Annotated in this window: 21 protein-coding genes; 8 read left to right on the top strand and 13 right to left on the bottom strand. The window is 66.6% G+C overall.

Going from position 1 to position 23,767, the window contains the following annotated elements; all coding sequences use genetic code 11:
* Positions 1-61 precede the first annotated feature (61 nt).
* From GD429_RS08050 to GD429_RS08020, 6 genes are all read right to left on the bottom strand, one after another.
* Positions 62-2,401, bottom strand: coding sequence for an EAL domain-containing protein (locus GD429_RS08050; protein WP_152856451.1), 2,340 nt, complete (start codon positions 2,399-2,401; stop codon positions 62-64).
* A gap of 217 nt (positions 2,402-2,618) precedes the next feature.
* Positions 2,619-3,500, bottom strand: coding sequence for a PhzF family phenazine biosynthesis protein (locus GD429_RS08040; RefSeq protein WP_152856450.1), 882 nt, complete (start codon positions 3,498-3,500; stop codon positions 2,619-2,621).
* A 13-nt stretch (positions 3,501-3,513) separates the two neighbouring features.
* The gene (locus tag GD429_RS08035) at positions 3,514-3,972 is read right to left on the bottom strand and encodes a RidA family protein (protein ID WP_006478174.1); all 459 of its coding nucleotides are present in this window, start codon (positions 3,970-3,972) and stop codon (positions 3,514-3,516) included.
* A gap of 44 nt (positions 3,973-4,016) precedes the next feature.
* Entirely contained in the window at positions 4,017-5,198 is a 1,182-nt protein-coding gene (locus GD429_RS08030; RefSeq protein WP_152856449.1) for a PLP-dependent aminotransferase family protein, read from the bottom strand.
* Positions 5,199-5,350: 152 nt separating this feature from the next.
* A complete protein-coding gene (locus GD429_RS08025) occupies positions 5,351-6,259 on the bottom strand; it encodes a DMT family transporter (protein ID WP_111016388.1) in 909 nt (302 codons plus the stop codon).
* 46 nt (positions 6,260-6,305) lie between these two features.
* Positions 6,306-6,998, bottom strand: a complete 693-nt coding sequence (locus GD429_RS08020) for a VOC family protein (protein ID WP_152856448.1) — start codon at positions 6,996-6,998, stop codon at positions 6,306-6,308.
* 230 nt (positions 6,999-7,228) lie between these two features.
* Between GD429_RS08020 and GD429_RS08015 the strand changes: the two genes are divergently transcribed.
* The 4 genes from GD429_RS08015 to GD429_RS08000 all read left to right on the top strand — a co-directional run bounded on the left by GD429_RS08015 (position 7,229) and on the right by GD429_RS08000 (position 11,827).
* Positions 7,229-8,686, top strand: coding sequence for a PLP-dependent aminotransferase family protein (locus GD429_RS08015; protein WP_152856447.1), 1,458 nt, complete (start codon positions 7,229-7,231; stop codon positions 8,684-8,686).
* Positions 8,687-8,847: 161 nt separating this feature from the next.
* Positions 8,848-10,746, top strand: a complete 1,899-nt coding sequence (gene htpG, locus GD429_RS08010; protein ID WP_152856446.1) for a molecular chaperone HtpG — start codon at positions 8,848-8,850, stop codon at positions 10,744-10,746.
* Positions 10,747-10,754: 8 nt separating this feature from the next.
* Positions 10,755-11,351, top strand: coding sequence for a chorismate--pyruvate lyase family protein (locus GD429_RS08005; protein ID WP_152856445.1), 597 nt, complete (start codon positions 10,755-10,757; stop codon positions 11,349-11,351).
* Positions 11,351-11,827 carry a DNA-deoxyinosine glycosylase gene (locus GD429_RS08000; RefSeq protein WP_105391009.1) on the top strand — a complete coding sequence of 159 codons (477 nt, stop codon included), beginning with the start codon at positions 11,351-11,353 and terminating at the stop codon, positions 11,825-11,827. Before GD429_RS08005 ends, GD429_RS08000 begins: the two co-directional genes overlap by 1 nt.
* A gap of 99 nt (positions 11,828-11,926) precedes the next feature.
* On the opposite strand, the gene GD429_RS07995 is transcribed toward GD429_RS08000, so the two are convergent.
* Positions 11,927-13,729, bottom strand: a complete 1,803-nt coding sequence (locus tag GD429_RS07995) for an alkaline phosphatase D family protein (RefSeq protein WP_152856444.1) — start codon at positions 13,727-13,729, stop codon at positions 11,927-11,929.
* A gap of 189 nt (positions 13,730-13,918) precedes the next feature.
* A complete protein-coding gene (locus tag GD429_RS07990) occupies positions 13,919-14,722 on the bottom strand; it encodes a hypothetical protein (protein WP_152856492.1) in 804 nt (267 codons plus the stop codon).
* A gap of 300 nt (positions 14,723-15,022) precedes the next feature.
* On the opposite strand from GD429_RS07990, the gene GD429_RS07985 reads away from it, so the two are divergent.
* The 3 genes from GD429_RS07985 (at position 15,023) to mctP (ending at position 17,929) form a co-directional block, all read left to right on the top strand.
* Positions 15,023-15,940, top strand: coding sequence for a spermidine synthase (locus GD429_RS07985; protein WP_152856443.1), 918 nt, complete (start codon positions 15,023-15,025; stop codon positions 15,938-15,940).
* Positions 15,941-16,139: 199 nt separating this feature from the next.
* The gene (locus GD429_RS07980; protein WP_034184805.1) at positions 16,140-16,382 is read left to right on the top strand and encodes a DUF3311 domain-containing protein; all 243 of its coding nucleotides are present in this window, start codon (positions 16,140-16,142) and stop codon (positions 16,380-16,382) included.
* On the top strand, positions 16,379-17,929 hold the full coding sequence (gene mctP, locus GD429_RS07975; RefSeq protein WP_152856442.1) for a monocarboxylate uptake permease MctP: 1,551 nt from the start codon (positions 16,379-16,381) through the stop codon (positions 17,927-17,929). The genes GD429_RS07980 and mctP overlap by 4 nt, the downstream gene beginning before the upstream one ends.
* 61 nt (positions 17,930-17,990) lie before the next feature.
* Here the strand turns inward: mctP and GD429_RS07970 are convergent, their stop codons facing one another.
* The 5 genes from GD429_RS07970 to GD429_RS07950 all read right to left on the bottom strand — a co-directional run bounded on the left by GD429_RS07970 (position 17,991) and on the right by GD429_RS07950 (position 23,132).
* Complete coding sequence (locus tag GD429_RS07970; RefSeq protein ID WP_047898684.1) at positions 17,991-18,443, bottom strand: VOC family protein; 453 nt, start codon at positions 18,441-18,443, stop codon at positions 17,991-17,993.
* 240 nt (positions 18,444-18,683) lie between these two features.
* On the bottom strand, positions 18,684-19,637 hold the full coding sequence (gene tal / locus GD429_RS07965; RefSeq protein ID WP_152856441.1) for a transaldolase: 954 nt from the start codon (positions 19,635-19,637) through the stop codon (positions 18,684-18,686).
* A gap of 180 nt (positions 19,638-19,817) precedes the next feature.
* Positions 19,818-21,029: a benzoate/H(+) symporter BenE family transporter gene (locus tag GD429_RS07960; protein WP_152856440.1), complete on the bottom strand. Its 1,212-nt coding sequence runs from the start codon at positions 21,027-21,029 to the stop codon at positions 19,818-19,820.
* Positions 21,030-21,086: 57 nt separating this feature from the next.
* A complete protein-coding gene (locus tag GD429_RS07955) occupies positions 21,087-22,262 on the bottom strand; it encodes a vWA domain-containing protein (protein ID WP_152856439.1) in 1,176 nt (391 codons plus the stop codon).
* A 27-nt stretch (positions 22,263-22,289) separates the two neighbouring features.
* A complete protein-coding gene (locus GD429_RS07950) occupies positions 22,290-23,132 on the bottom strand; it encodes an AAA family ATPase (protein ID WP_152856438.1) in 843 nt (280 codons plus the stop codon).
* A 245-nt stretch (positions 23,133-23,377) separates the two neighbouring features.
* Here GD429_RS07950 and GD429_RS07945 point away from each other — a divergent pair, with 245 nt between their 5' ends.
* Positions 23,378-23,737 (top strand): c-type cytochrome, encoded by a 360-nt coding sequence (locus tag GD429_RS07945; RefSeq protein WP_011352793.1) that lies wholly within the window; start codon positions 23,378-23,380, stop codon positions 23,735-23,737.
* The last annotated feature ends 30 nt before the right edge of the window (positions 23,738-23,767 follow it).

The following is a 23,767-nucleotide window of genomic DNA, read 5'->3' as shown; positions in this document are numbered from 1 at the left end:
ATCGAAAAACGCAACAGTTGCGGCAGTGCGCAACGCACGCCGCGGGCGGGCCGCGGCGCGCTCAGGCGCCCGTGCTGCCGGTCGCGCGGTGTGCGATGACGTTCGGATGGTCGCCGCGCACGCCGAAGCGCGCGATCAGCGCGGGAATCGCGTCGGCCGGCACCGGGCGAGAGAACAGGAAGCCCTGCGCCTCGATCTCGCCGAGCGCGGACAGCCACGTGATCTGCTCCTCGGTTTCCGTGCCTTCGACGACGACGGTCAGGCCGAGCGAGCGCGCGAGATGCACGATCGACGACACCATCACGCATACGCTGCGATCGTTCGGGATCGCCTGCACGAACGAGCGGTCGACCTTCAGCGTGTCGACGGAGAAGCGGTGCAGGTAGGACAGCGACGAATAGCCGGTGCCGAAATCGTCGAGTGCGATCCGGATGCCGAGCTTCTTCAGCGCGACGATCTTCTCGGACACGAGTTCCGGATATTCCATCATCGCCGTTTCGGTGATCTCGAGTTCGAGCCGGTTCGCGTCGATGCCGGTTTCCTGCAGCGTGCGCGAGATCGTCTCGATCAGGTCGCCGCGCCAGAACTGCACGGGCGAGATGTTGACCGCGAGCGTCAGCGTGTCGTGGCCCTCGTCGCGCCAGCGCGCGATCTGCTCGCACGCGGTGCGGATCACGAAGTCGCCGATCGGCACGATCAGGCCCGTCGATTCGGCGATCGAAATGAATTCGTTCGCGGAAATGATCCCGTGCTCCGGGTGATCCCAGCGCGCGAGCGCCTCGAAGCCGGTGATGTAGCGGTGCGTGAGGTCGATCTTCGGCTGGTACGCGAGGAACAGTTGCCCCTCGGCGAGCGCGACGCGCAATTGCTGTTCCCAGCGCATCAGGTGGTCGGCGCGGTGCGACAGGTGCGGCGCATAGAACTGGTAGCAGTTCTTGCCGGCGTCCTTCGCGCTGTACATCGCGAGGTCGGCCTTCTTCAGCAGGTCGATCTCGCTTTCGTTCGCGACGGTGTGCAGCGCGATGCCGATGCTCGCATGCAGCACGAACGAACTGCCGCGCACGTCGAACGGTTCGCCGAACATCCGGATGATCGCTTCGGCGAGCCGCACCGCGCGCCGCTCGACGTCGTCGCCCTTCATCACGACGACGAACTCGTCGCCGCCGATGCGCGCGAGCGAGCCCTCGTCGCCGACCGCATCGGACAGGCGCGACGCGGTCATCTGCAGCACGATGTCGCCGGCGTTGTGGCCGAGCGTGTCGTTGACGGTCTTGAAGTTGTCGAGATCGATGAACAGCAGGCCGAGCCGCGACAGGCTCGCCGGCATCGCCACGTCGTTGCGCAGCCCGCGCAGCGTCGCATAGCGGTTCGCGAGGCCGGTGAGCAGGTCGTATTCCGCGAGCTGCGTCATCTCGCGCTCGCGGCCGAGCAGCTTGCCGATCAGGCCCGTCGCGACGCCGAAGAACGCGAGCATCGCGAGCGTGATGAAACTCGTCATCAGCAGGTAGACGTTGCGCGTGTGGTAGTAATCCGCGAATTCCTCGGTCTGCGACAGCCCGACCATCACCGCGAGCGGGTAGCCGTCGAGGTGGCGGTACGACACGATGCGCGTCACGCCGTCGATCGGGTCGATGATCGTGCCCGTCACACGCTCGGCGATCGGGTAGACGCCCGATGCCGAAAACGCGCCCGGCGCGTTGCTGAGCGAACCCGTGCGCCGCGCGAGCACGGTGCCCGTGTCGGACACGACCGCGATCACGCCTTCCTTGCCGATCGCCGCGTTGTTGTAGAAGTCGTTCGTGAAGTAGCTCGGGTCTTCCGACACGACGACGATGCCCGCGAAGCTGCCGTCCGGGTTGTTCAGGCGCCGCGTCATCTGCAGCGTCCAGTGGCTCGACACGCGGCCGAGCACGGGCTTGCTGATGTAGAGGCGGTCGTCGTTGTGCGCGAGGTGGACCTTGAAGTGCTCGCGATCGGCCAGGTTGATCGGCTGCGGATGGAGCTCGGCCGTGTTCGCGAACAGGATGCCCTTTGCGTTGACGAGCGACACCTGGATCAGCGTGTCGCTCGGCACGACGCCTTTCTCGACGGCGCTCGCGAGATTGAAGCGCGCGGGCGACTTCTCGAACTCGAATTTCACGAAGCGGGTGATCTGGTCGACCTGGTGGATCGCCTTGACCGTATGCTGCTCGAGCGCGGAGGACAGGATCGCCGCGGACGCCGCCGCTTCCTTGTACGCGCTGTCCTTCTCCACCGACAGACGCGCGATGATCACGGCCCACAGCAGCGCAAGCGCCAGCATCCCGAGCAGCGGGATCGCGAATAGCGCGCGCCGGCGCGATTTGCGCGGTGCGCGCAGCGGCCGGGTCGGCGGCGTAGGGTTGGACCGGGCGGAGCTCATCGAAGAGGGTGGCGTCCTGCTCGCGTGCGCCATCCGTCGGGATGGCCGGCTATGGTTGGGGTCGCTCCGGCGTCTGTTCGTCCGCGGGATGCGCAACCATGGACAGACCTCCGAAACAACGGATTAGGCCCGATATTACTGGCTGGAACGTTTTTGCGATAGTTGGGCGAATCGGAGGGGCGCCGGACGGGCCGGCGCCATCGCACATCGCGAAATGTCAGACAGGTGACCTGAACGTGCCGTCGACGACCGTGACGGCGTGGCCGCCGATCCACGTCGTGCCGTCTTCGTCGTAGCTGACGAAGATGCGGCCGTCGCGGCCGATCGCCGTGCCCTGGCGGGCCGTATACGACCTGCCGGGCCGGCGTTCCTGCCGCGTCAGCAGCCCGGCCAGCGCGGCGTTGGCGCTGCCCGTGACGGGATCCTCGCCGACGCCGAAGTTGCCGCCCGTCATCAGGCAGCGGATTTCGAACGTCGCGGGGCCGCCTTCGGCGTGCGGCGCGTAGATCGCGAGGCCGTCCGCGCCGTAGCGGTGCGTGAGCGCTTCCAGCGCGGCCGGATCGGGCGCCAGGCCGATGCACGCGTCGACCGACTTCAGCCGCACGACCAGCCACGGCGCGCCGTTGTCGACCGCGCACGGCTCGGCATCCAGGTCGATCGCGTCGCTGCGCAACGCGGCAGCCAGCGCCGCGTAGTCCGAACGGTCGAGCGGCGTGACACGTGCCGGCGGTGCGCCGAACGCCCAGCCGTCGGCCTGCTCGCGCAGCGCGACCCGGCCGACCCCGCACTGCTGGATCAGCCGGCCCGGCGTGCGCGGCTGCGCGCCGCTTTCGAGGAACGCATGCGCGGTGCCCAGCGTCGGGTGGCCGGCGAACGGCAGTTCGCCGCACGGCGTGAAGATCCGCACGCGGTAGTCGGCTTCCGGATCGGTCGGCGTGCAGACGAACGTCGTTTCCGACAGGTTGGTCCAGCGGGCGATCTCGAGCATGGCGTCGTCGCCGAGCGAATCGGCGTCGAACACCACGGCGAGCGGGTTGCCCTTGAACGGCACCGACGTGAACACGTCGACCTGCTTGAAGCGGACCAGATGACCGGGCATCGCGCTGCGCCTGTTACGCGACTTCGGCGATCAGCTCGATCTCGACGCACGCGCCGAGCGGGATCTGCGCGACGCCGAAGGCCGAGCGCGCGTGCTTGCCCGCATCGCCGAACACTTCGGCGATCAGCTCCGACGCGCCGTTCGTCACGACGTGCTGTTCGGTGAAGTCGAGCGTCGAGTTGACGAGGCTCATCAGCTTGACGATGCGGGTGACCTTGTTCAGGTCGCCGGTGTGAGCGTGCAGCGTCGCGAGCAGGTCGATCGCGATCGAGCGTGCGGCCGCCTTGCCGTCTTCCGTCTGCAGATCCGCGCCGAGCTTGCCGGCCCAGACCTTGCCGTCCTTCTTAGCGATGTGGCCCGACAGGTAGACCGTGTTGCCGCTTTGCGCGCTCATCACGTAGGCGGCGGCCGGTGCGCCGGCGGTCGGGAGCTCGATGCCGAGCGACTTCAGTTTGTCGTAGACGTTAGCCATGCGTTCGATTCCTCGTAGAGAGTCGTGACAGGAAAAGGGTGGGATCAGAGGCGCTCGCGCAGCAGCTTGCCGAGGCGAGCCACGCCTTCCTCGATCTTCTCGGGCGGCACCGTGACGAACGACAGGCGCAGCGTGTTCTGCTGCGCGTTGTCCGCGAAGAACGGCGCGCCCGGCACGAAGGCGACGTGGTTGTCGACGGCCGCGGCGAGCAGCTTCATGCTGTCGATCTGCGCGGGCAGGTTCACCCAGATGAACATCCCGCCTTCCGGGCGGTTCCACGTGACGCCTTCCGGCATGTGGCGTGCCAGCGCGCCGAGCATCGCGTCGCATTGCGCGCTGTACAGCTCGCGGATCGTCGGGATGTGTTCGTCGAGGAAGCCGTCCTTGATCACTTCGTGCGCGATGCGCTGCGTCAGCGTCGGCGTGTGCAGGTCGGTGGCCTGCTTGGCCTGCACGAGCTTGAAGTGGAGTTCCTCGGGGGCAATGATGTAGCCGATCCGCAGGCCCGGTGCGAGCACCTTCGAGAACGTGCCGAGGTGCACGACGTGGTCGGGCGCCATCGACAGCATCGTCGGCAGCGGCTCGCCGCGGTAGTTCAGCGCGCCGTACGGATCGTCTTCCAGCACCGGGAACGGGCTCGTCTGCGCGAACGCGGCGAGCGCGCGGCGGCGCTCGACGGGCAGGCGGCGGCCGGTCGGGTTCTGGAAGTTCGGCTGCGCGTACAGGAGGCGCGCGCCTTGCGTGAGCTCGGGCGTGAGGCCTTCCGGCAGCAGGCCCTGCTCGTCGGTCGGCACCTGCACGTAGCGCGGCTCGTACAGCGAGAACGACTGCAGCGCGCCGAGGTAGGTCGGCGTTTCGACGAGGATCGGGCTGCCCGGATCGATAAGCGCCTTGCCGAGCAGGTCGAGCGCCTGCTGCGAGCCGGTCGTGATCAGCACCTGCGACACGCGCACGCTGTAGCGCTCGGCGATCCACTCGCGCAGCGGCAGGTAGCCTTCGGTCGCGCTGTACTGGAGCGCGGCGGCCGGCGCGTCGCGCAGCACGCGGTCGGCGGCGGCGCGCATGCGCTCGGCCGGGAACGTCGCGGGGGCGGGCAGGCCGCCGGCGAACGAGATGACCTCGGGGCGTTCCGTGACCTTCAGGATCTCGCGGATCGCAGAGCTCGTCAGCTTGCGGGCGCGTTCGGAAAGCTGCCAGTGCGGCGGATGCAGGTCGCTCGGATTCATAGTCTCCTCGTTCGGATATCGTGGTCAGTCAAGAAAGGTCGCTCGGGCGGATCGCTTCGACGCTGCCGGGTGGGCATGCGCGAGTGCGGTCGAGCCTTCGCGGCTGGGTGGGCAAAACCGATCAGGCAAAACAGCCATTATGGCGCACCTGTTCAGCCGGCGCGAGCCGGTTGCGCGGCGGTGGCGACCGCCGAGCGGCGCCCGAGCACCACGGTGGCGATCACGGCGGCCGCGAACAGCCACGTCGACGGCGTGACCGTTTCGCCGAACAGCAGTGCGGAAAATGCAATCGTGAAGAAAATCTGCAGCAGCTGCACCTGGCCGACGCGCGCGATGCCGCCCATCGCGAGCCCCGCGTACCACGCGAAGAAGCCGATGAATTGGGAAAAGAGGGTCACGTAGCCGAACGCGAGCCACGTGCGCAGCGCGAGCGGGCCCGGATGCGCGGCATGCTGCATCCACGCGAGCCAGCCGACCGGCAGCACGAGGAACGGCGCGGACACGACGAGCGCCCAGCAGATCACCTGCCAGCCGCCGATCTGGCGCGCGAGGCGCGCGCCTTCCGCATAACCGAGCGCGCCGATGCCGACCGCGACGAGCATCAGCGCGTCGCCGGCCTGCACGGTGCCGCCGCCGTCGCGCAGCGCGAACGCGATCACGAGCGCGCTGCCGGCCACCGCGCTGGCCCAGAACGCCTTCGACGGCCGTTCGTGCGACAGCCACGCCGCATACAGCGCGACGAACAGCGGCTGCAGCCCGTTGACGACCGCGCCGTGCGAGGCCGGCACGGATTTCATCGCCCACGCGGAGAACACCGGATACGCGATGATCACGCCGGCCGACGTGATCGCGAGGCTTTTCAGCTGCGCGCGGGTCGGCAGCGGCTCGCGGCGCCACCACAGCAGCAGGCCGGCCGGCACGGCGGCGGCGAGCGCGCGGCCGAGCCCGTTGAGCAGCGGATTGAGTTCGGACACGACGATGCGCGTCATCGGCAGCGTCAGGCTGAAGATCATCACGCCGATCAGGCCGAGCAGCATGCCCCGGGTTTCGCGCGAATTCATGTCGAAGGTGTCTCCGAATTGCAGGGTGGTTGTAATGGACGGGCTTTCAGCGCAGCGTGCGTGTGCCCTGCGGCGTATCGAATTCGGCGACCAGCGCGGGCGGGCCGTCGCCGGTTTCGAGGTCGAGCAGGTGGGCGGCACCGAGCCAGTCGAGCTGCTCGCGGATGACCTCCGCGCGCGGGTGGGCGCCCTTGAGCGATTTCAGCGCGACGCCGTCGTGCGGCAGCGATTCGGCCGGATGGCGCGGGCTGTCCCACTGGATCAGCGACGGCACGAGGCCGTCGCCCGCACCCTGCCATGCGGGGAATGCGCCGTCGTCGGGCACCGTGAGACCCCAGCTCAGGTCGCCGCGCCGCATCGCGACGACGGGCGGGATGCGGGCCGGATACTGGCTCTGCCACAGCGCGAGCTGGCGCGGACGGTCGACGCGCGCAACCCAGTGCGCGAGAAACGGGCCCTGCGCGAGCCGGGCGTGCATCGCCGGATCGTCGAGCGCGAACAGCCGCGCGCGCGGCGGCGCTGCGCCGTCGTCCGGGGCGGGGGCATCGGGGTCGATCGCGATCACTTCGAGGTAGAGCCCGCCCCATGCGCCGAACAGCGCATTGTGGGTCCGCATCAGCGGGTGCCGGCCGCCGCCGGCCGGTTCGATGCCGAGCGCGTCGGCGACATGGCGCACGCCGTCGTCGAGCGTAAGCGCGGCGATCACGAGATGGTCGAGTGTCAGGGAGCGGGCTGGCATGAACGTCGGTCGGGAAGCGAAAGTGTCATGGTGGGCGGGCGATGTGCGGGGCGGTTGCCGGACCGGCCGGCGCACGGGCCGCGGATCGGGCCGGCCGGCGCGGCTCCAGGTGCGGCAGGGCCGGAACGGCGGCCGCACGGTCGCCATTCCGGTCAACTGTAATCGTCGACACCGGCACAGTAACGGTACAATCGGCGCGATAGCCTTCGGTACAGTTGGAGTTGCCGCCCATGTCCACCGTTCCACTCGCCCAGATTCCCGTGCCGCACGATACGGCCACGCTCACGCTCGTCGACCAGCTTGTCCAGTGGGCGCGGCGGCGCATCGACGAACGCGTGTTCCGTCCCGGCATGCGGATGCCGTCGATCCGCAAGCTCGCGCTCGACAAGAGCGTGTCGCGCTTTACCGTCGTCGAGGCGTACGAGCGCCTCGTCGCGCAGGGTTACCTCGACTCGCGGCGCGGCTCCGGCTTCTACGTGCGTGAGCGCACGGCCGGCCCGCAGTCGGCCGACAACCTGTCGCGCGTGACCGAGGCCGCGCCCGTGCACAACACGATCGACGTCGTCTGGCTGCTGCGCAACATGCTGCACACCGTCAGCCCGGAAAAGGGGCCCGGTCTCGGCTACCTGCCGGGCCGCTGGCTCGACGGCGAGCTGATCACCGGCGCGCTGCGTGCGCTCGGGCGCCAGTCCGGCGCGCAGATGCTCGGCTTCGGCACCGCGCAGGGTTTCCTGCCGCTGCGCCAGCAACTGCAGACGCGCCTCGCCGAAGTCGAGATCGGCGCGACCCCCGACCAGCTCGTGCTCGTATCGGGGATCACGCAGGCGATCGACCTGATTTCGCGGATCTACGTGCGGCCGGGCGATGCGGTGATCGTCGGCGATCCCGCGTGGTTCCAGATGTTCGGCCGCTTCGCGTCGCAGGGTGCGCAGCTCGTCGGGATGCCGTACACGCCGGACGGCCCCGATCTCGACGCGCTGGAGACGCTCGTGCAGATGTGGCGGCCGAAGATGCTCGTGATCAACTCGGTGCTGCAGAACCCGACCGGCACGTCGCTGTCGGCCGCGCAGGCATTCCGGATCCTGAAGCTCGCGGAGGCGTACGACTTCCTCGTCGTCGAGGACGACGTGTACGGCGACCTGTGTCCGCCGAGCTATCCGGCCACGCGGCTCGCGAGCCTCGACCAGTTGAAGCGCGTGATCTACCTCGGCAGCTATTCGAAGACGCTCGCGGCGAACCTGCGGGTCGGCTTCGTCGCGTGCGCGCCGGAGATCGCGAAGGCGATCACCGACCAGAAGATGCTGGTCGGGATGACGACGCCCGAGCTCAACGAGCGCGTGCTGTACAAGATCCTGACCGAAGGGCATTACCGGCGCCATGTCGAGCGGCTGCGCGCGCGGCTCGACGGCGTGCGCGACAAGACCGCGCGGATGCTCGAGCGCACGGGGCTGCGGCTCTTCACGATGCCGGCAGCCGGGATGTTCCTGTGGGCCGACACGGGCGTCGATTCGGACGCGCTCGCGGCCGCCGCGCACGAAGAGGGGTTCCTGCTGACGCCCGGCAGCCTGTTTTCGCCGCAGCAGTCGTCGTCGACGTGGACGCGCTTCAACGTCGCGAATTGCGGTGATCCGGCGTTGCCGGGGTTTCTCGGGCGCTATATCGATTCGGCGGTGCGGCGGGCGTCGTGATGCGGTGCGAGCCGCCGGCTCTTGAAATGCCGCGTGCCGTCCCCAGATACGCGCGCAAACCGCCGGCGCCAGGCGGTCGTCCTTCACGGGCTTGCCGGCATCGCGCGCCGGGCGCCTGCGCCACACCATTCTTCAAGTTCAAGTAAGAGGAAACAGCATCCATGGCACACGAAACGATGAGCTTTCAGGCAGAGGTCAAGCAACTCCTCCACCTGATGATTCATTCGCTCTACAGCAACAAGGAAATCTTCCTGCGCGAACTGGTGTCGAACGCGTCCGACGCGGCCGACAAGCTGCGTTTCGAGGGGCTCGCGGACAACGCGCTGTACGAGAACGATCCGAACCTGCGCATCCGCATCGGCTACGACAAGGCCGCGCGCACGATCACGATCGACGACAACGGCATCGGCATGAGCCGCGACGAGGCGATCGCGAACCTCGGCACGATCGCGCGCTCGGGCACCAAGGAATTCTTCACGAAGTTGTCCGGCGACCAGCAGAAGGACGCGGCGCTGATCGGCCAGTTCGGCGTCGGCTTCTACTCGGGCTTCATCGTCGCGGACAAGATCACCGTCGAGACGCGTCGCGCGGGCCTGCCGGCGAACGAAGCGGTGCGCTGGGAAAGCGCGGGCGAGGGCGATTTCACGATCGACGCGATCGAGCGCGCGCAGCGCGGCACGACGATCACGCTGCACCTGCGCGAGGGCGAGGACGAACTGCTGTCGTCGCACCGCCTGAAGTCGATCATCCAGAAGTACTCCGACCACATCGCGCTGCCGATCCTGATGCAGAAGGAAGAATGGGATCAGGAAAAGGGCGAGATGGTCCTGAAGGACGAGGACGAGACCGTCAACCAGGCGAGCGCGCTGTGGACGCGGTCGAAGGGCGACATCACCGACGAGCAGTACACGCAGTTCTACCAGCACGTCGCGCACGACCACCAGGATCCGCTCACGTGGACGCACAACCGCGTCGAGGGCCGCAGCGAATACACGCAGCTGCTGTTCGTGCCGTCGCACGCGCCGTTCGACCTGTGGAACCGCGACTATCGCGGCGGCCTGAAGCTGTACGTGAAGCGCGTGTTCATCATGGACGACGCCGAGCAGCTGCTGCCGCAATACCTGCGCTTCGTGAAGGGCGTCGTCGATTCGGCCGACCTGCCGCTGAACGTGTCGCGCGAGATCCTGCAGGAAAGCCGCGACGTGAAGGCGATCCGCGAAGGCGTGACGAAGCGCGCGCTGTCGATGCTCGAAGAGCTCGCGAACGCGGAAGAGGATTCCGGCAAGGAGAAGTACAAGACGTTCTGGGGCGCGTTCGGCCAGGTGCTGAAGGAAGGCCTCGGCGAGGATCACGCGAACCGCGAGCGCATCGCGAAGCTGCTGCGCTTCGCGTCGACGCACGGCGACACCGACGCGCAGGACGTGTCGCTCGCCGACTACGTGTCGCGCATGAAGCCCGAGCAGAGCAAGATCTACTACGTGACGGCCGATACGTGGCAGGCCGCGAAGAACAGCCCGCATCTCGAAGTGTTCCGCAAGAAGGGCGTCGAGGTGCTGCTGCTGACCGACCGCGTCGACGAATGGATGCTGTCGTTCCTCAACGAGTTCGACGGCAAGCCGCTCGCGAGCGTCGCGCGCGGCGATCTCGATCTCGGCGAGCTGAACGACGAAGAGAAGAAGGCGCAGGAACAGGCGGGCGAGGCGATCAAGCCCGTCGTCGAGAAGATGAAGGAAGCGCTCGGCGACAGGGTGAAGGAAGTGCGCGTCACGTTCCGCCTGACCGATTCGCCGTCGTGCCTGGTCGCGGACGACAACGACATGAGCGGCTACCTGCAGCGGATGCTGAAGGCGGCCGGCCAGAACGCGCCCGCGATGCAGCCGATCCTCGAGATCAACCCCGAGCATGCGCTCGTGAAGCAACTGAACGCCGACAGCGCCGATTTCGGCGACTGGTGCCATCTGCTGTTCGACCAGGCGCTGCTGGCCGAAGGCGGCATGCTCGACGATCCGGCGAGCTTCGTGAAGCGGACCAACGCGCTGCTGCTGTCGCGCACCGCGTGAACGTGCGCATGCGATTCGACGGCGGACAGGCCGGCTGGTGCGAGACGCCGCGGCCTGGCTGCACGCTCGACCAGCGCGACTGGCTGACGCGCGGCGGATCGCTGACCGCGCATCTCGCGCGGCTCGGCCGCGTGAACGTGCGCGTGACGCGCGAGGCCGTCGACTGTCCGTGGTTCGACGAGCCCGACGCGCTTGCCAGTTCGCCGCGCGCGCCGATGTGGGTGCGCGAGGTGATCCTGTCGGTCGACGGCACACCGTACGTCGCCGCGCACAGCATCGTGCCGCTCGCCGCCAGCAAGGGTGTGTGGCAGGCGATGCGGCGGCTGCGCACGCGGCCGCTGGCGGAGCTGCTGTACAGCGATCCGCAGGTCGAGCGCTCGGCGCTCGTCAGCCGGCGCGTGATCGCCGGCCATCCGCTGTATGCGCTCGCGACCCATGCGCTGCAGGGCGCGCGCGCGCCGCACGCGTTCGTGGCACGGCGCTCGGTGTTCCAGCGTCACGGCAAACCGCTGATGGTCACCGAGTGCATGCTGCCGGCGCTGTGGCGCCATCTCGACGTGCACGGCGACGGGCCGCGCTCGGGTGGCCCGGGCGGAGGCGCGTGATGCTGCAGGGTTTCGGGCCGGTGGTCGGGCCGAATACGCATACGATGATCCTCGGCAGCTTTCCGGGGGAGGCGTCGCTCGATGCCGCGCAGTATTACGCGCATCCGCGCAATCAGTTCTGGCGGCTTTTGGGGGCGGTTCTGCGTGAGCCGGAACTGCACGCGCTCGATTACGATGCGCGGCTCGAACGCGTGCTGAAGCACGGCATCGGCATCTGGGACGTGCTCGCCGCGTGCCATCGCGAAGGCAGTCTCGATTCGGCGATCCGGAATGCGAAGCCGAACGACTTCGACTCATTGCGTGAGCATGCGCCGTTGCTGAAGAAGGTCTGCTTCAACGGCAAGACGGCCGGGCGGTTTGCTGAAGTGATCGGCGCCGCCGGTTACGAAACGCTCGTCCTGCCGTCTTCGAGCCCGGCGAATGCTTCGCTTTCGTTCGAGCAAAAGCTGCTGCGTTGGCGCGAAGTCGAATCCTGATTGCATAGGTGGTCTCCGAGTGTCGAATCAGCCAAACCCTCAACAGTTCGAACGACTTCGATGCGCTGCGCGCGCATGCGCCATCGCTGAAGAGAGAAGCTAGAAACGCTCGACGCGTACCTCGACCGAGTCCTTCGGCACGGTCAGCCGCGTACGGTCGAGCAGGGCATCCGCGGGCGCGGTGCCGTCCGGGCTCAACGGCCTCACTTTGTTGAACACCACGGAAAAACGCTCCGGTGTGACGGTGGCCGACGCATAGCCCTGTGCGTCGTGGTCGGCGTGGCGCAGATCGGGGTTGTTCGTCATCAGGAAGGTGTCGAGTTTGGCCGGGGTGGCGGCCAGCGACGCAAGCGGCGTGCCGCTCCATGCGGCTTTCAGGTAGGAATAGAAGGACGCGCTGCTGATGCCTGCGCAGACGAAATCGACGGCCACGGGCGTACCTGTTGCAGGGTCGGGGTCGTCCCGCACGACGCCACACTGAAACGCATGCAGGTCCCCGCTGATCGCGACGACGTTGCGGATCCCCTGCTCGTTCAGGTATGAGAGCAGTTCGTGTTTGTGCGCCGGATAGCCGTCCCATGCGTCGCAATCGATCACGAGGCGTGCTGCCGGTGTTTTCGGCGCACCCGGCATCACGGCCCATAGACGGTTCAACATCACCTCGTTGCCCCACACCTTCCAGGTCGCAGGCGAGCCCTTCATCGTGGCCTTCCACCATTGCGTCTGCTCCGGGCCGAGCATCGACGGCGCGCGACCAAGCCGCGCGGTATCCCGCGCCTCGAAGCGCTGCAGCACATTCTGGTTGACGAAGTAGCGCGAGCCGGCTGCGTCATCGCCATTGACCGGGTCGTGCCCGTGCGTGCGCGCGACAGCCGCCTCGCTTACGACATGGTCGTCGCGATACAACCGCTCGTCCGTCATCACGAGATGCATCAGCATGCCGAAGCGAAATTCGCGATAGATACGAATGTTGGTGTACGACGGATTGTCCGGTTCGAAGCGCACGTCGCTCCAGTCCACCGGCATGTACTCGGCCCACGCGCGACTGGCGTTGCGGCGGCGCTGCGTCTCCTGCCTTTCCTCGTTCGTGTAGACCTGATGATCCTGCCAGCAGTCGTCGGAAAATTCGTGGTCGTCCCATATCGCGATCATCGGCAGGCGCCGGTGCAGCGTCTGCAGGCGCGGGTCGGTACGATAGGTGCGATAGAGCGTCCGATAGTCTTCGAGCGTATCGGCATACATGCGGCCATCGGCGAGAGGCTTTCCGTCAGGTAGGCGCAGCGGAGGATGCGCTGCCTCGACCGCGCCGGGTTTCGAGGGCCCAACTGTTTCATAGATGTAATCGCCCACATGCACGACGAAATCGAGATCGCTTTCGGCTGCCAGCAGGCTCATGGCTTGCCAGTGATTGATGCTCCAGTCCTGGCAGGTGAGCCGTGCGAAGCGAACGCGGTCGTTGGCTTCATCGGCATCCGGAGCCGTGCGCGCGACGCCGGCGGCACTCACGTCGTCGCCGGCGACGAACCGGTAGTGGTACGTGATATTCGGTGAGAGCTCCGTTACCTTCGCGCGCACGGTGAAGTCATAGGCGGCGCGTGCCCTCAACGGTACGCTGGCGACGAGAGCCGAGAAATCCGGCCGCGTCGATACTTCGAGCCGTAACGGTACCGTATGCGCGACGCCTTTTGCGCGGTGCCGCGTGTCCTCGAAGACCGGCACGCAGCGCGTCCAGAACACGACGGAGCGATCGCGCGGATCACCGCTGGCGACACCCTGCGGGAACCGATACCGGCCTTTGCGCACTGTGCCGGCAGACGGGGCCGACCGCGGAACGCCAAGCGTACCGGTGGCAGCCGCAACCGTGAAAAAGGTCGACGACTTGAGGAAATGGCGGCGATCCATCGATCCTCCCGATCGACATGCTATGGATGCGAGGAGGGGCGCGTCGCGATGCAGCAGTACGCGATCGCGCCTCGCGAACCTTCAGTGCCGTTCGATTTCTCCGCGCCGAACGGCCGGTTGCGAAATCGAAAGGAGCGGCAACAGACAAGCCGAACCTGATGCTACCGCGCCACGACTCGACTCCACGGGTCAGGGCTTCGCATCGCCTTGCTTGGTGCCCGTGGCCGCGGCAATGCGACTTTGTGCAGCGACGAGTTGGTCATCGGTGGTCGCCACCAGCCACAGACGTGCGTGCTCTTCGATCCGACGGTTGTGGTCCTTCAATGGACCCATCGCGGCAGCGGCCTTCCAGACCACCGGGCCGACTCGGCTACTCCTGCCCGACGGCGCGCCTACCAGCAGGCAGTAAGGTCCCAGCGGAAGCGATACGAATGGAAGTGCCGGACTGGCGATCACGCGCCAGTCGATGAAGGGTGTGTCGCTGATCAGCAGCGGCGTGGGCAAGCCGTAGAGCACACTGAAATCGTACAGCGCCAGCTGCTCTCTCATGCCGACGTAAATTCGCCGGATGTCGTCGACAACCGCCGCGCGGATCTCGTCATCGAACATGGGTTCCTGCGCGTAGCGGGCAAATGCCTTTCGAGCCTCCGATTGATACGCGCTGAACACGCCGATCTCCACGCAGTCCTGCACTGCGCGCTGAACCTCCGCCACGGAACCGGCTTCCTCCGGCGTGCCCAACTGCGCAGCCCGCAAGAAGCGGGCAAGTCCCGACTCGTGGATCGCAGGACCATCCGCAGATGCATCGTCGTCAGCGTTCTTGCCCAGCGGCACGTAAATATATTTCTCGGCAGCGAAATGCGATTTCTTGCCTTCGTCGAACTTGATTTCGCCATCGACGCAGTCCAGATAGCGAGTCCCGATTCGACCGTGCTCCCAAATCCAGTTTTTCAGGAACGGGCGTAGTGGATGTTGTCTGTCGTGATCGGCCATTGAAACCTCCAGGTTTTCCAGTATGAGCCATTCCAGCAACGCTTCCTGTCGTGCGAGGCCATGTGGTCCCTCGTCGTAGCCGCGAGCAGTTGCGGCTCGACGTGGACGGGCGGAAAGGCGGCGGTCTCCATCAGGCAACTTTCTCTAACGCCGATGCGTTGCATTATCGTTCACGCCGACCATGGGTGCACGCAAACCGATCAACGGAGCGTAGCGGTGAATCTGCCTCCCACAGGCGCCACCCCGCACCAATGCTATCCTCTCGTCCGCTCATCCAGCGTCACCCAACGAGATTCAATCATGACCCGACTGATCAAGCGTGCGTCCGCCGAGGCGCGTGCGTTCAAGCAAGGCAAGCCGTCCTCCTACAACGGCTCCGAAAAACTCCAGCCGCCGCGTGTGAAGCGCCGCCCGGAAATCGACGAACACGACGACGTGCCCGTGCTCGAAGCGCCGCGCAAGCCGCGCTTCGCGCCCGTTACGTTCTCCGAAGAGGGCGGCGTGCGCTTCCTGCACTTCGGCACCGAATGGGTGCAGGGCGCGATGCGGATTTCGAAGCCGCTGCATATCGAGCTCGAATACGCGCAGCAGATGATGGCGTGGCTGCTGTTCCTCGAAACGCCCGAGCGGATCGTCCAGCTCGGGCTCGGCACCGGCGCGCTGACCAAGTTCTCGCACCGCTTCCTGCCGCACGCGAAGGTCGAGGCCGTCGAGCTGAACCCGGCCGTGATCGTCGCCGCGCGCACGATGTTCGCGATGCCGCCCGACGACGCGCGCCTCGCCGTGCACGAAGCCGACGCCTGGGATTTCGTCAACGATCCGGCCAACCGCGGCACGACGGGCGCGATCCAGATCGACCTGTACGACGCGACCGCGCGCGGCCCGGTGCTCGACAGCGTCGCGTTCTACCGCGCGGTGCGCGGTTGCCTCGCCGATGCGGGCATCGCGACGATCAACCTGTTCGGCGACCATCCGAGCTTCGTGCGCAACATGAAGCACCTGAACGCGGCGTTCGATCATCGCGTGATCGCGCTGCCCGAAGTGCACGACGGCAACCGGATCGCGATCGCGTTCTCGGGCCCCGCGCTCGACGTGCCGTTCGCGCAGCTCGACGCACGCGCGAAGCTGATCGAGGACACGCTGAAGCTGCCCGCGCGCAAGTGGGTGAAAGCTTTGAAAGAAACGACCGGCGCACGCGACACGTCGTTCGCGATCTGACGCTTCATGCACCGGCGGCATGCCGGTGCAACCGCGCGACAGGGGGCGGATCACCTCGGGTTCGCCCCCGCTTGACCGCGTGCTCGCGGCTCCTATACTGGCGCGAAGCCAGCGGAGCCGCAGCCTACCCGTTTTGCCGCTCCTCTCGCCGCCGTACCCGCTCAACAAGATCGATAACCGGGAAAGATGAGGAGACGTCATGGCTCACGATGCCGACGCCAATCGAGCCGCCAAGCGCTGGCTCTGGCTGCTGGTACTGCCGCTGATCGCGATGGTCTGGGTGCCGTCGTACAACAAGGTCGATCCGCAATGGCTCGGCTTTCCGTTCTTCTACTGGTACCAGCTGCTGTGGGTCTTCATTAGCGCGGTGATCACCGCGTTCGTGTACTTCAAGACCAAGAACGCGTGGAAGGCGAGCGGCCCGCAGGGAGGTGCGCGATGAATCTCGGCGCAACCTTCGTCTTCGTCCTGCTGTTCATCGGCGTCACGATCATCGGTTTCCTGGCCGCGAACTGGCGGCGCGGCGATCTCGCCCATCTCGACGAATGGGGCCTCGGCGGACGCCGCTTCGGCACGATCGTCACGTGGTTCCTGCTCGGCGGCGACCTCTACACCGCATATACGTTCGTCGCGGTGCCCGCGCTCGTGTTCGGCGCCGGCGCGATGGGTTTCTTCGCACTGCCGTACACGATCCTGATCTATCCGTTCGCGTTCGTCGTGTTTCCGAAGCTGTGGAGCATCGCGAAGCGGCACGGCTACGTGACGGCCGCCGACTTCGTCAACGCGCGCTACGGCAGCCGGATGCTCGCACTCGCGATCGCGGTGACGGGCATCCTCGCGACGATGCCGTACATCGCGCTGCAGCTCGTCGGCATCGAAGTGGTGATCGGCGCGCTCGGTTTCGACACGACCGGCTTCGTCGGCGACCTGCCGCTGATCATCGCGTTCGCGATCCTCGCCGCGTACACGTACACGTCGGGGCTGCGCGCGCCCGCGATGATCGCGATCGTGAAGGACATCCTGATCTACATCACGATCGCCGCGGCGGTCATCGTGATTCCCGCGAAGCTCGGCGGCTTCGGTCACATCTTCGCGAGCGTGCCGCCCGCGAAGCTGCTGCTGAAGGCGCCGGACGCGGCGAGCCTGAACGGCTACAGCGCGTACATGACGCTCGCGATCGGCTCTGCGCTCGCGCTGTTCCTGTATCCGCACTCGGTCACGGCCATCCTGTCGTCGTCGTCCGGCAACTCGATCCGCCGCAACATGGCGATGCTGCCCGCGTACTCGTTCGTGCTCGGCCTGCTCGCGCTGCTCGGCTACATGGCGCTCGCGGCGGGCGTGAAGGACATGCCGCAATACGTGCCGTACTTCAAGGCGTTCGGCCCGAACTTCGCGGTGCCCGCGCTGTTCCTCGAGTATTTCCCGTCGTGGTTCGTCGGCGTCGCGTTCGCGGCGATCGGCATCGGCGCGCTGGTGCCGGCGGCGATCATGTCGATCGCGGCCGCGAACCTGTACACGCGCAACATCCACCGCGAGTTCGTGAATCGCAACATGACGCACGACCAGGAGACGCACGTCGCGAAGCTCACTTCGCTGATCGTGAAGGTCGGCGCGGTCGCGTTCATCCTCGGGTTGCCGCTGACCTACGCGATCCAGTTGCAGCTGCTCGGCGGGATCTGGATCATCCAGACGCTGCCCGCGATCGTGCTCGGCCTGTACACGCGGCTGCTCGACCATCGCGGCCTGCTGGTCGGCTGGGCGGCCGGCATCGTGTGCGGTACCTGGATGGCAATGTCGCTGAAGCTCGCGAGCTCGATCTTCACGATTCACCTGTTCGGCCTCGCGATTCCCGGCTACGCGGCCGTGTGGTCGCTGATCGTGAACCTGGTGGTGTCGGTGGTGGTGAGCGTGCTGGTGCGCGTGATGGGTATGGCGCACGCGGAGGATCGCACGCGGCCGGAGGATTATCTCGACGTGGTCGAGAGCTGAGACGGACGACGCGCGGCAATGAAAACGCCCGCCACCGCGAGGTGGCGGGCGTTTTTTTGCGTCAGCCCTGCGCGCGTTTCGCGAGATCCTCGCGTTGCGACAGGTCCTCGACGTTGACCATCCAGTGCACGCCGAAACGGTCCTTCGCCATCCCGAAGCCGAGCGCCCAGAACGTCTTGCCGAACGGCATCGTCACTTCGCCGCCGTCGGCGAGTGCATTGAACAGCTTCTGGCCTTCCTCGACCGTCGCCGGGTTCAGCGACAGCGAATAGCCGGCGTGCGTGCCGCCCGGCTGGCTGCAGTCGCCGTCCGAGCACATGATCATCGAGTCGCCGATCGTGAAGCTCGCATGCATCACCTTGTCGGCCATCTCGGGCGTGATCGCGTGTTCGGGATTCGGCGGCGCATCCTTGAAGTGCATCTTGAACATCGTCTTCGCGCCGAGCGCCTTTTCGTAGAATTGAAGGGCTTCGTCGGCGCGACCGTAGAACGTCAGATACGGTTGAACTTGCATCGTTGTCTCCAGTGATGGACCGGGCCCGCGCGTCGGCGCGGGTTCGGCGTCGTGCAAGATTGACTGGGAAGGGGCACGTCGAGAGGCGGCCGGCGCACCCGTGACGTGGATTGTAGTGCGCGTGCTTGACGATGGAATGAAAAATAAAACGGCCGCGAACATCACGTTCGCGGCCGTTTGCGGCGCGCCTGCTGACGGCTGTTGTCAGTGTTGCCGACAGCCGCTGACGCGCAGCACGCTTCAGCGCAGCGCGTCGATCAGCTTCTCGAGCTTCACCGCATCGGCGGCGAACACACGGATGCCTTCGGCGAGCTTTTCGGTCGCCATCGCTTCGTCGTTCAACTGGAAGCGGAACGATGCCTCGTCGATCGCGACGCGTTCGGCCGGTTTGTCCTGCAGCGCTTCCGGCGACAGCTTGCGCGAAACCGTCTCGTTGCTGTCCTGCAGCTTCTGCAGCAAATCGGGACTGATCGTCAGCAGGTCGCAGCCGGCGAGTTCGGTGATCTGGCTGGTCGTGCGGAAGCTCGCGCCCATCACTTCGGTGTTGTAGCCGAACGTCTTGTAGTACGTGTAGATGCGGCGCACCGACTGCACGCCCGGATCGTTCGCGCCGCCGTCCTTCGCTTCATCCCATTCCGCGCCGGCCTGCTTCTTGTACCAGTCGTAGATGCGGCCGACGAACGGGGAGATCAGTTGCGCGCCGGCTTCCGCGCACGCGGCGGCCTGCACGAGCGAGAAAAGCAGGGTCATGTTGCACTTGATCCCTTCCTTCTGCAGCACCTCGGCCGCGCGGATGCCTTCCCACGTCGACGCGAGCTTGATCAGGATGCGCTCGCGGCCGATGCCGGCTGCTTCGTACAGCTTGATGAGCTCACGGCCCTTGTCGATCGAGCGCTGCGCGTCGAACGACAGGCGCGCGTCGACCTCGGTCGACACGCGGCCGGGGATCAGCTTCAGGATCTCGGTGCCGAACGCGATCAGCAGGCGGTCGATGATGAAGGCGGTGCTTTCGTTGCGGTGATCGCGGACGGTTTTCTCGAGGATCGGCTTGTACGCATCCTTCTGGACGGCCTTCAGGATCAGCGACGGGTTCGTGGTCGCGTCCTGCGGCTTGTATTGCGCAAGCTGCTGGAAGTCGCCCGTGTCGGCGACGACGGTCGTGTACTGCTTCAGCTGGTCGAGTGCGGTAGTCATGGCGATTCGGAAGAAGGGCGCGGGGCGCCGGGTTCTCACGGGCCGCGCGAGCGCGGCGGCGAAGCGAAGCGGCGCCGGGCGCCGCTTTCGACCCATCATTTTAGGCCCGATTCGTGTCGGGCACGTTTTGGGATGCCCCGGGGCGGGCACGGCAACCGCCGCAGCGGTCGGCGAACCGCGTCACGCCGGGCGTCGCGCGTTCAGGATCACCTGCGTGACGATCCCCGCGACGAGCCCCCAGAACGCCGAGCCGATCGACAGCAGCGTGAGGCCCGACGCGGTGACCATGAACGTGACGAGCGCGGCTTCGCGCTGCTTCACGTCCTGCATCGCGTTCGCGAGCCCGCTCATGATCGAGCCGAACAGCGCGAGCGCGGCGACCGACACGACGAGCGCCTTCGGCAGCGCCGCGAACAGCGCGGCGATCGTCGCACCGAAGATCCCGGCGACCAGGTAGAACGTGCCGCACCACACGGCGGCCGTGTAACGCTTCGCGCGATCCTCATGCGCTTCGGGGCCCGTGCAGATCGCGGCGGTGATCGCTGCGAGGTTCACGCCGTGCGAGCCGAACGGCGCGAGCAGCAGCGACGCGAGGCCGGTCGTCGCGATCAGCGGCGACGACGGCGTCTGATAGCCGTCCGCGCGCAGCACCGCGATGCCCGGCACGTTCTGCGACGCCATCGCGACGACGAACAGCGGAATGCCGATGCTGACGATCGACGCGATCAAGAACGCGGGCATCGTGAACACGGGCTGTGCGAGCGCGATGTGGAAGCGGCTGAAGTCGAGCAGCCCGAGGCCGCCGGCCACTGCCGTGCCGACGATCAGCGTCGTCGGAATCGCATAGCGCGGCGCGAGCCGCTTGACGATCAGGTACGTGAAGAACATCGCGAGCACGAGCGCGGTCTGGAACTGCGCGGCGCGGAAGATCTCGATGCCGATCTCGAACAGGATGCCCGCGAGCAGCGCGGCGGCGATGCCGGCCGGAATCCGGCGCATCAGCGTGTCGAACAGGCCGCTCACGCCGATGGCCGTCAGCAGCAGCGCACACACGACGAACGCGCCGATCGCCTCGGAGTAGGGCACGCCGGGCAGCGATGCGATCAGGAGCGCGGCGCCGGGCGTCGACCACGCGACGACGACGGGCGCGCGAAAGCGCAGCGACAGGCCGATCGTCGTCAGCGCCATGCCGATCGACAGCGCCCAGATCCACGACGAGATCTGCGCATCGGTGAGGTGCGCGGCGCGGCCGGCCTGGAACATCAGCACGAGCGAACTCGTGTAGCCCGTCATCATCGCGACGAAGCCGGCGACGAGCGCCGAGACGGACGTGTCGGCGAAAAAGCGGCGGCCGCCGGCGCGGTCAGCGCTCGCGGTGGGCGAGGGGTTCATGCTATCTCCGGGAGGAGGCCGCGTGGACGCGGCCTTCGTGTCTGCTGGTTGGATTCGTTACTTGCTGAGTGCGCGCATCGCGGTTTCGAGGCCCGCGAGCGTGAGCGGATACATGCGATGGCCGAGCAGGTCGCGGATGACCGCGACCGACTGCCGGTATTCCCATAGCCGCTCGGGCTCGGGGTTCAGCCATGCATGATGGGGGAACTGGTCGGCGAGGCGGCGCAGCCACACGGCGCCGGCTTCCGGGTTGTTGTATTCGACCGAGCCGCCGGGCTGCAGCACTTCGTACGGGCTCATCGTCGCGTCGCCGACGAAGATCAGCTTGTAGTCGGGCGTGAACTTGTGCAGCACGTCCCACGTCGCGGTGCGCTCCGAGTGGCGGCGGCGGTTGTTCTTCCACAGGTGGTCGTACACGCAGTTGTGGAAGTAGAAGAATTCCAGGTGCTTGAATTCGGCCTTCGCGGCCGAGAACAGCTCTTCGGTGCGCTTGATGTGGTCGTCCATCGAGCCGCCGACGTCGAGCAGCATCAGCACCTTCACGTTGTTGTGGCGCTCGGGCACCATCCGCAGGTCGAGCCAGCCGGCGTTCGCGGCCGTGCTGCGGATCGTGCCGGGCAGGTCGAGCTCCTCGGCCGCGCCTTCGCGCGCGAAGCGGCGCAGCCGCCGCAGCGCGACCTTGATGTTGCGCGTGCCGATCTCGACCGAATCGTCGTAGTCGCGGTATGCGCGTGCTTCCCACACTTTCACCGCGGTGCGGTTGCCGTTCGACGGGCCGCCGATGCGCACGCCTTCCGGGTTGTAGCCGCCGTGCCCGAACGGCGACGTGCCGCCCGTGCCGATCCACTTGTTGCCGCCTTCGTGGCGTTCCTTCTGCTCGTCGAGCAGTTCCTTCAACCGCTCCATCAGCTTGTCGAGGCCGCCCATCGCTTCGATCTGCGCCTTCTCCTCCGGCGACAGCTCGCGCTCGAGACGCTTCTCGAGCCAGTCGAGCGGAATGTCGAACGCTTCGGACGGCAGCGCGGACACACCGTGGAAATACGCGCCGAACGCCTGGTCGAACTTGTCGAAGTACTGCTCGTCCTTGACGAGCGTCATCCGCGCGAGGAAGTAGAACGCGTCGATCGACGGCGAGATCAGCCCGGCCTTCAGCGCTTCGAGCAGCGTCAGGTATTCCTTCACCGAGACGGGCAGCTTGGCTGCACGCAGCGCGTAGAAGAAATTGAGCAGCATGGCCGGACCTTCGCGGGTGGGGGAGGATTACCGGTTGTGCCGGTTCATGTAGACGAGCCGTTCGAGCAGGCTCAGGTCCTGCTCGTTCTTCAGCAGCGCGCCCGCGAGCGGCGGCACGATCTGCTTCGCGTCCGTGCCGCGCAGCGCGTCGGCCGGGAGGTTCTCGGCGAGCAGCAGCTTCAGCCAGTCGAGCAGTTCGGACGTCGACGGTTTCTTCTTCAGGCCCGACACGCCGCGCAATTCGAAGAAGCTCTCGAGCGCCGCGCGCAGCAGTTCCTCGCGGATGTCGGGGAAGTGGACCGCGACGATCTTCTGCATCGTCGACGGGTCGGGAAACTGGATGTAGTGGAAGAAGCAGCGGCGCAGGAACGCGTCGGGCAGCTCCTTCTCGTTGTTCGACGTGATGATGACGAGCGGGCGGTGCTTCGCGCGTACCGTCTCGCGCGTCTCGTACACGTGGAATTCCATCCGGTCGAGCTCGCGCAGCAGGTCGTTCGGGAATTCGATGTCGGCCTTGTCGATCTCGTCGATCAGCAGCACGCTCGGCTGCTTGGCATCGAACGCCTGCCACAGCACGCCCTTGACGATGTAGTTCGAGATGTCCTTCACGCGCTCGTCGCCGAGCTGCGAGTCGCGCAGCCGCGACACCGCGTCGTATTCGTACAGGCCCTGCTGTGCTTTCGTCGTCGACTTGATGTGCCACTGCAACAGCGGCATGTCGAGCGCGGCGGCCACTTCCTCGGCGAGCATGGTCTTGCCGGTGCCCGGCTCGCCCTTGATCAGCAGCGGGCGTTGCAGCGTCAGCGCGGCGTTGACCGCGAGCTTCAGATCGTCGGTGGCGACGTAGTGCGAGGACCCTTCGAAACGCATGGCGGCGCTCTTCTTTCTCGGGAAAAAAACCCAGTATAAGTCAGAAGGGCTGTGCGGTTGGGCCGCGCCCGCGTATCGTAGCGGGGCTGTGGCGGGGCGGACCGGGGCGCCTGGTGGACGCGTTCCCCGCCGACGCGGTACAATCTGGCCGTTTTTTTTGGCCTGCGTGGCGATCCGATAAGCAAAACGGCGCGGGCCGTTGCCGCTTTGGCGCCAGTTTCCCCTCAAGCTAGGTTACAAGAGCTATGAACAAATTCGTCGGCAAACACGTCGTTGTCGCAGCGCTCGTGGCGCTCGCGGGCAGCGCGCAGGCGGCCGGTGTGGTCGGCAACCCGAAGGACGGGGCGAGCAAGGCCGCCATGTGCATCGGTTGCCACGGCATCCAGGACTACCGCGCGGCGTACCCGGAGGTCTACCGGGTGCCTGTCCTCGGCGGCCAGAACCAGCAATATCTCGAGAACGCGCTGAAGGCCTACCGCAAGAAGGATCGTCACTTCCCGTCGATGAACGCGATCGCCGGTTCGCTGACGGACCAGGACATCGCGGATCTGGCGGCCTACTATGCCGTCCAGAAGGCCGACACGAAGGACAATCCCTACAAGTAAAGCGCGCGCCGCCGATCTCTCCGGCGGGAC

The sequence above is a fragment of the Burkholderia sp. BE17 genome (genome assembly GCF_009362305.1).
Lineage (GTDB): Bacteria > Pseudomonadota > Gammaproteobacteria > Burkholderiales > Burkholderiaceae > Burkholderia > Burkholderia pyrrocinia_C.
This window is presented reverse-complemented; position numbering and strand designations above follow the sequence as displayed.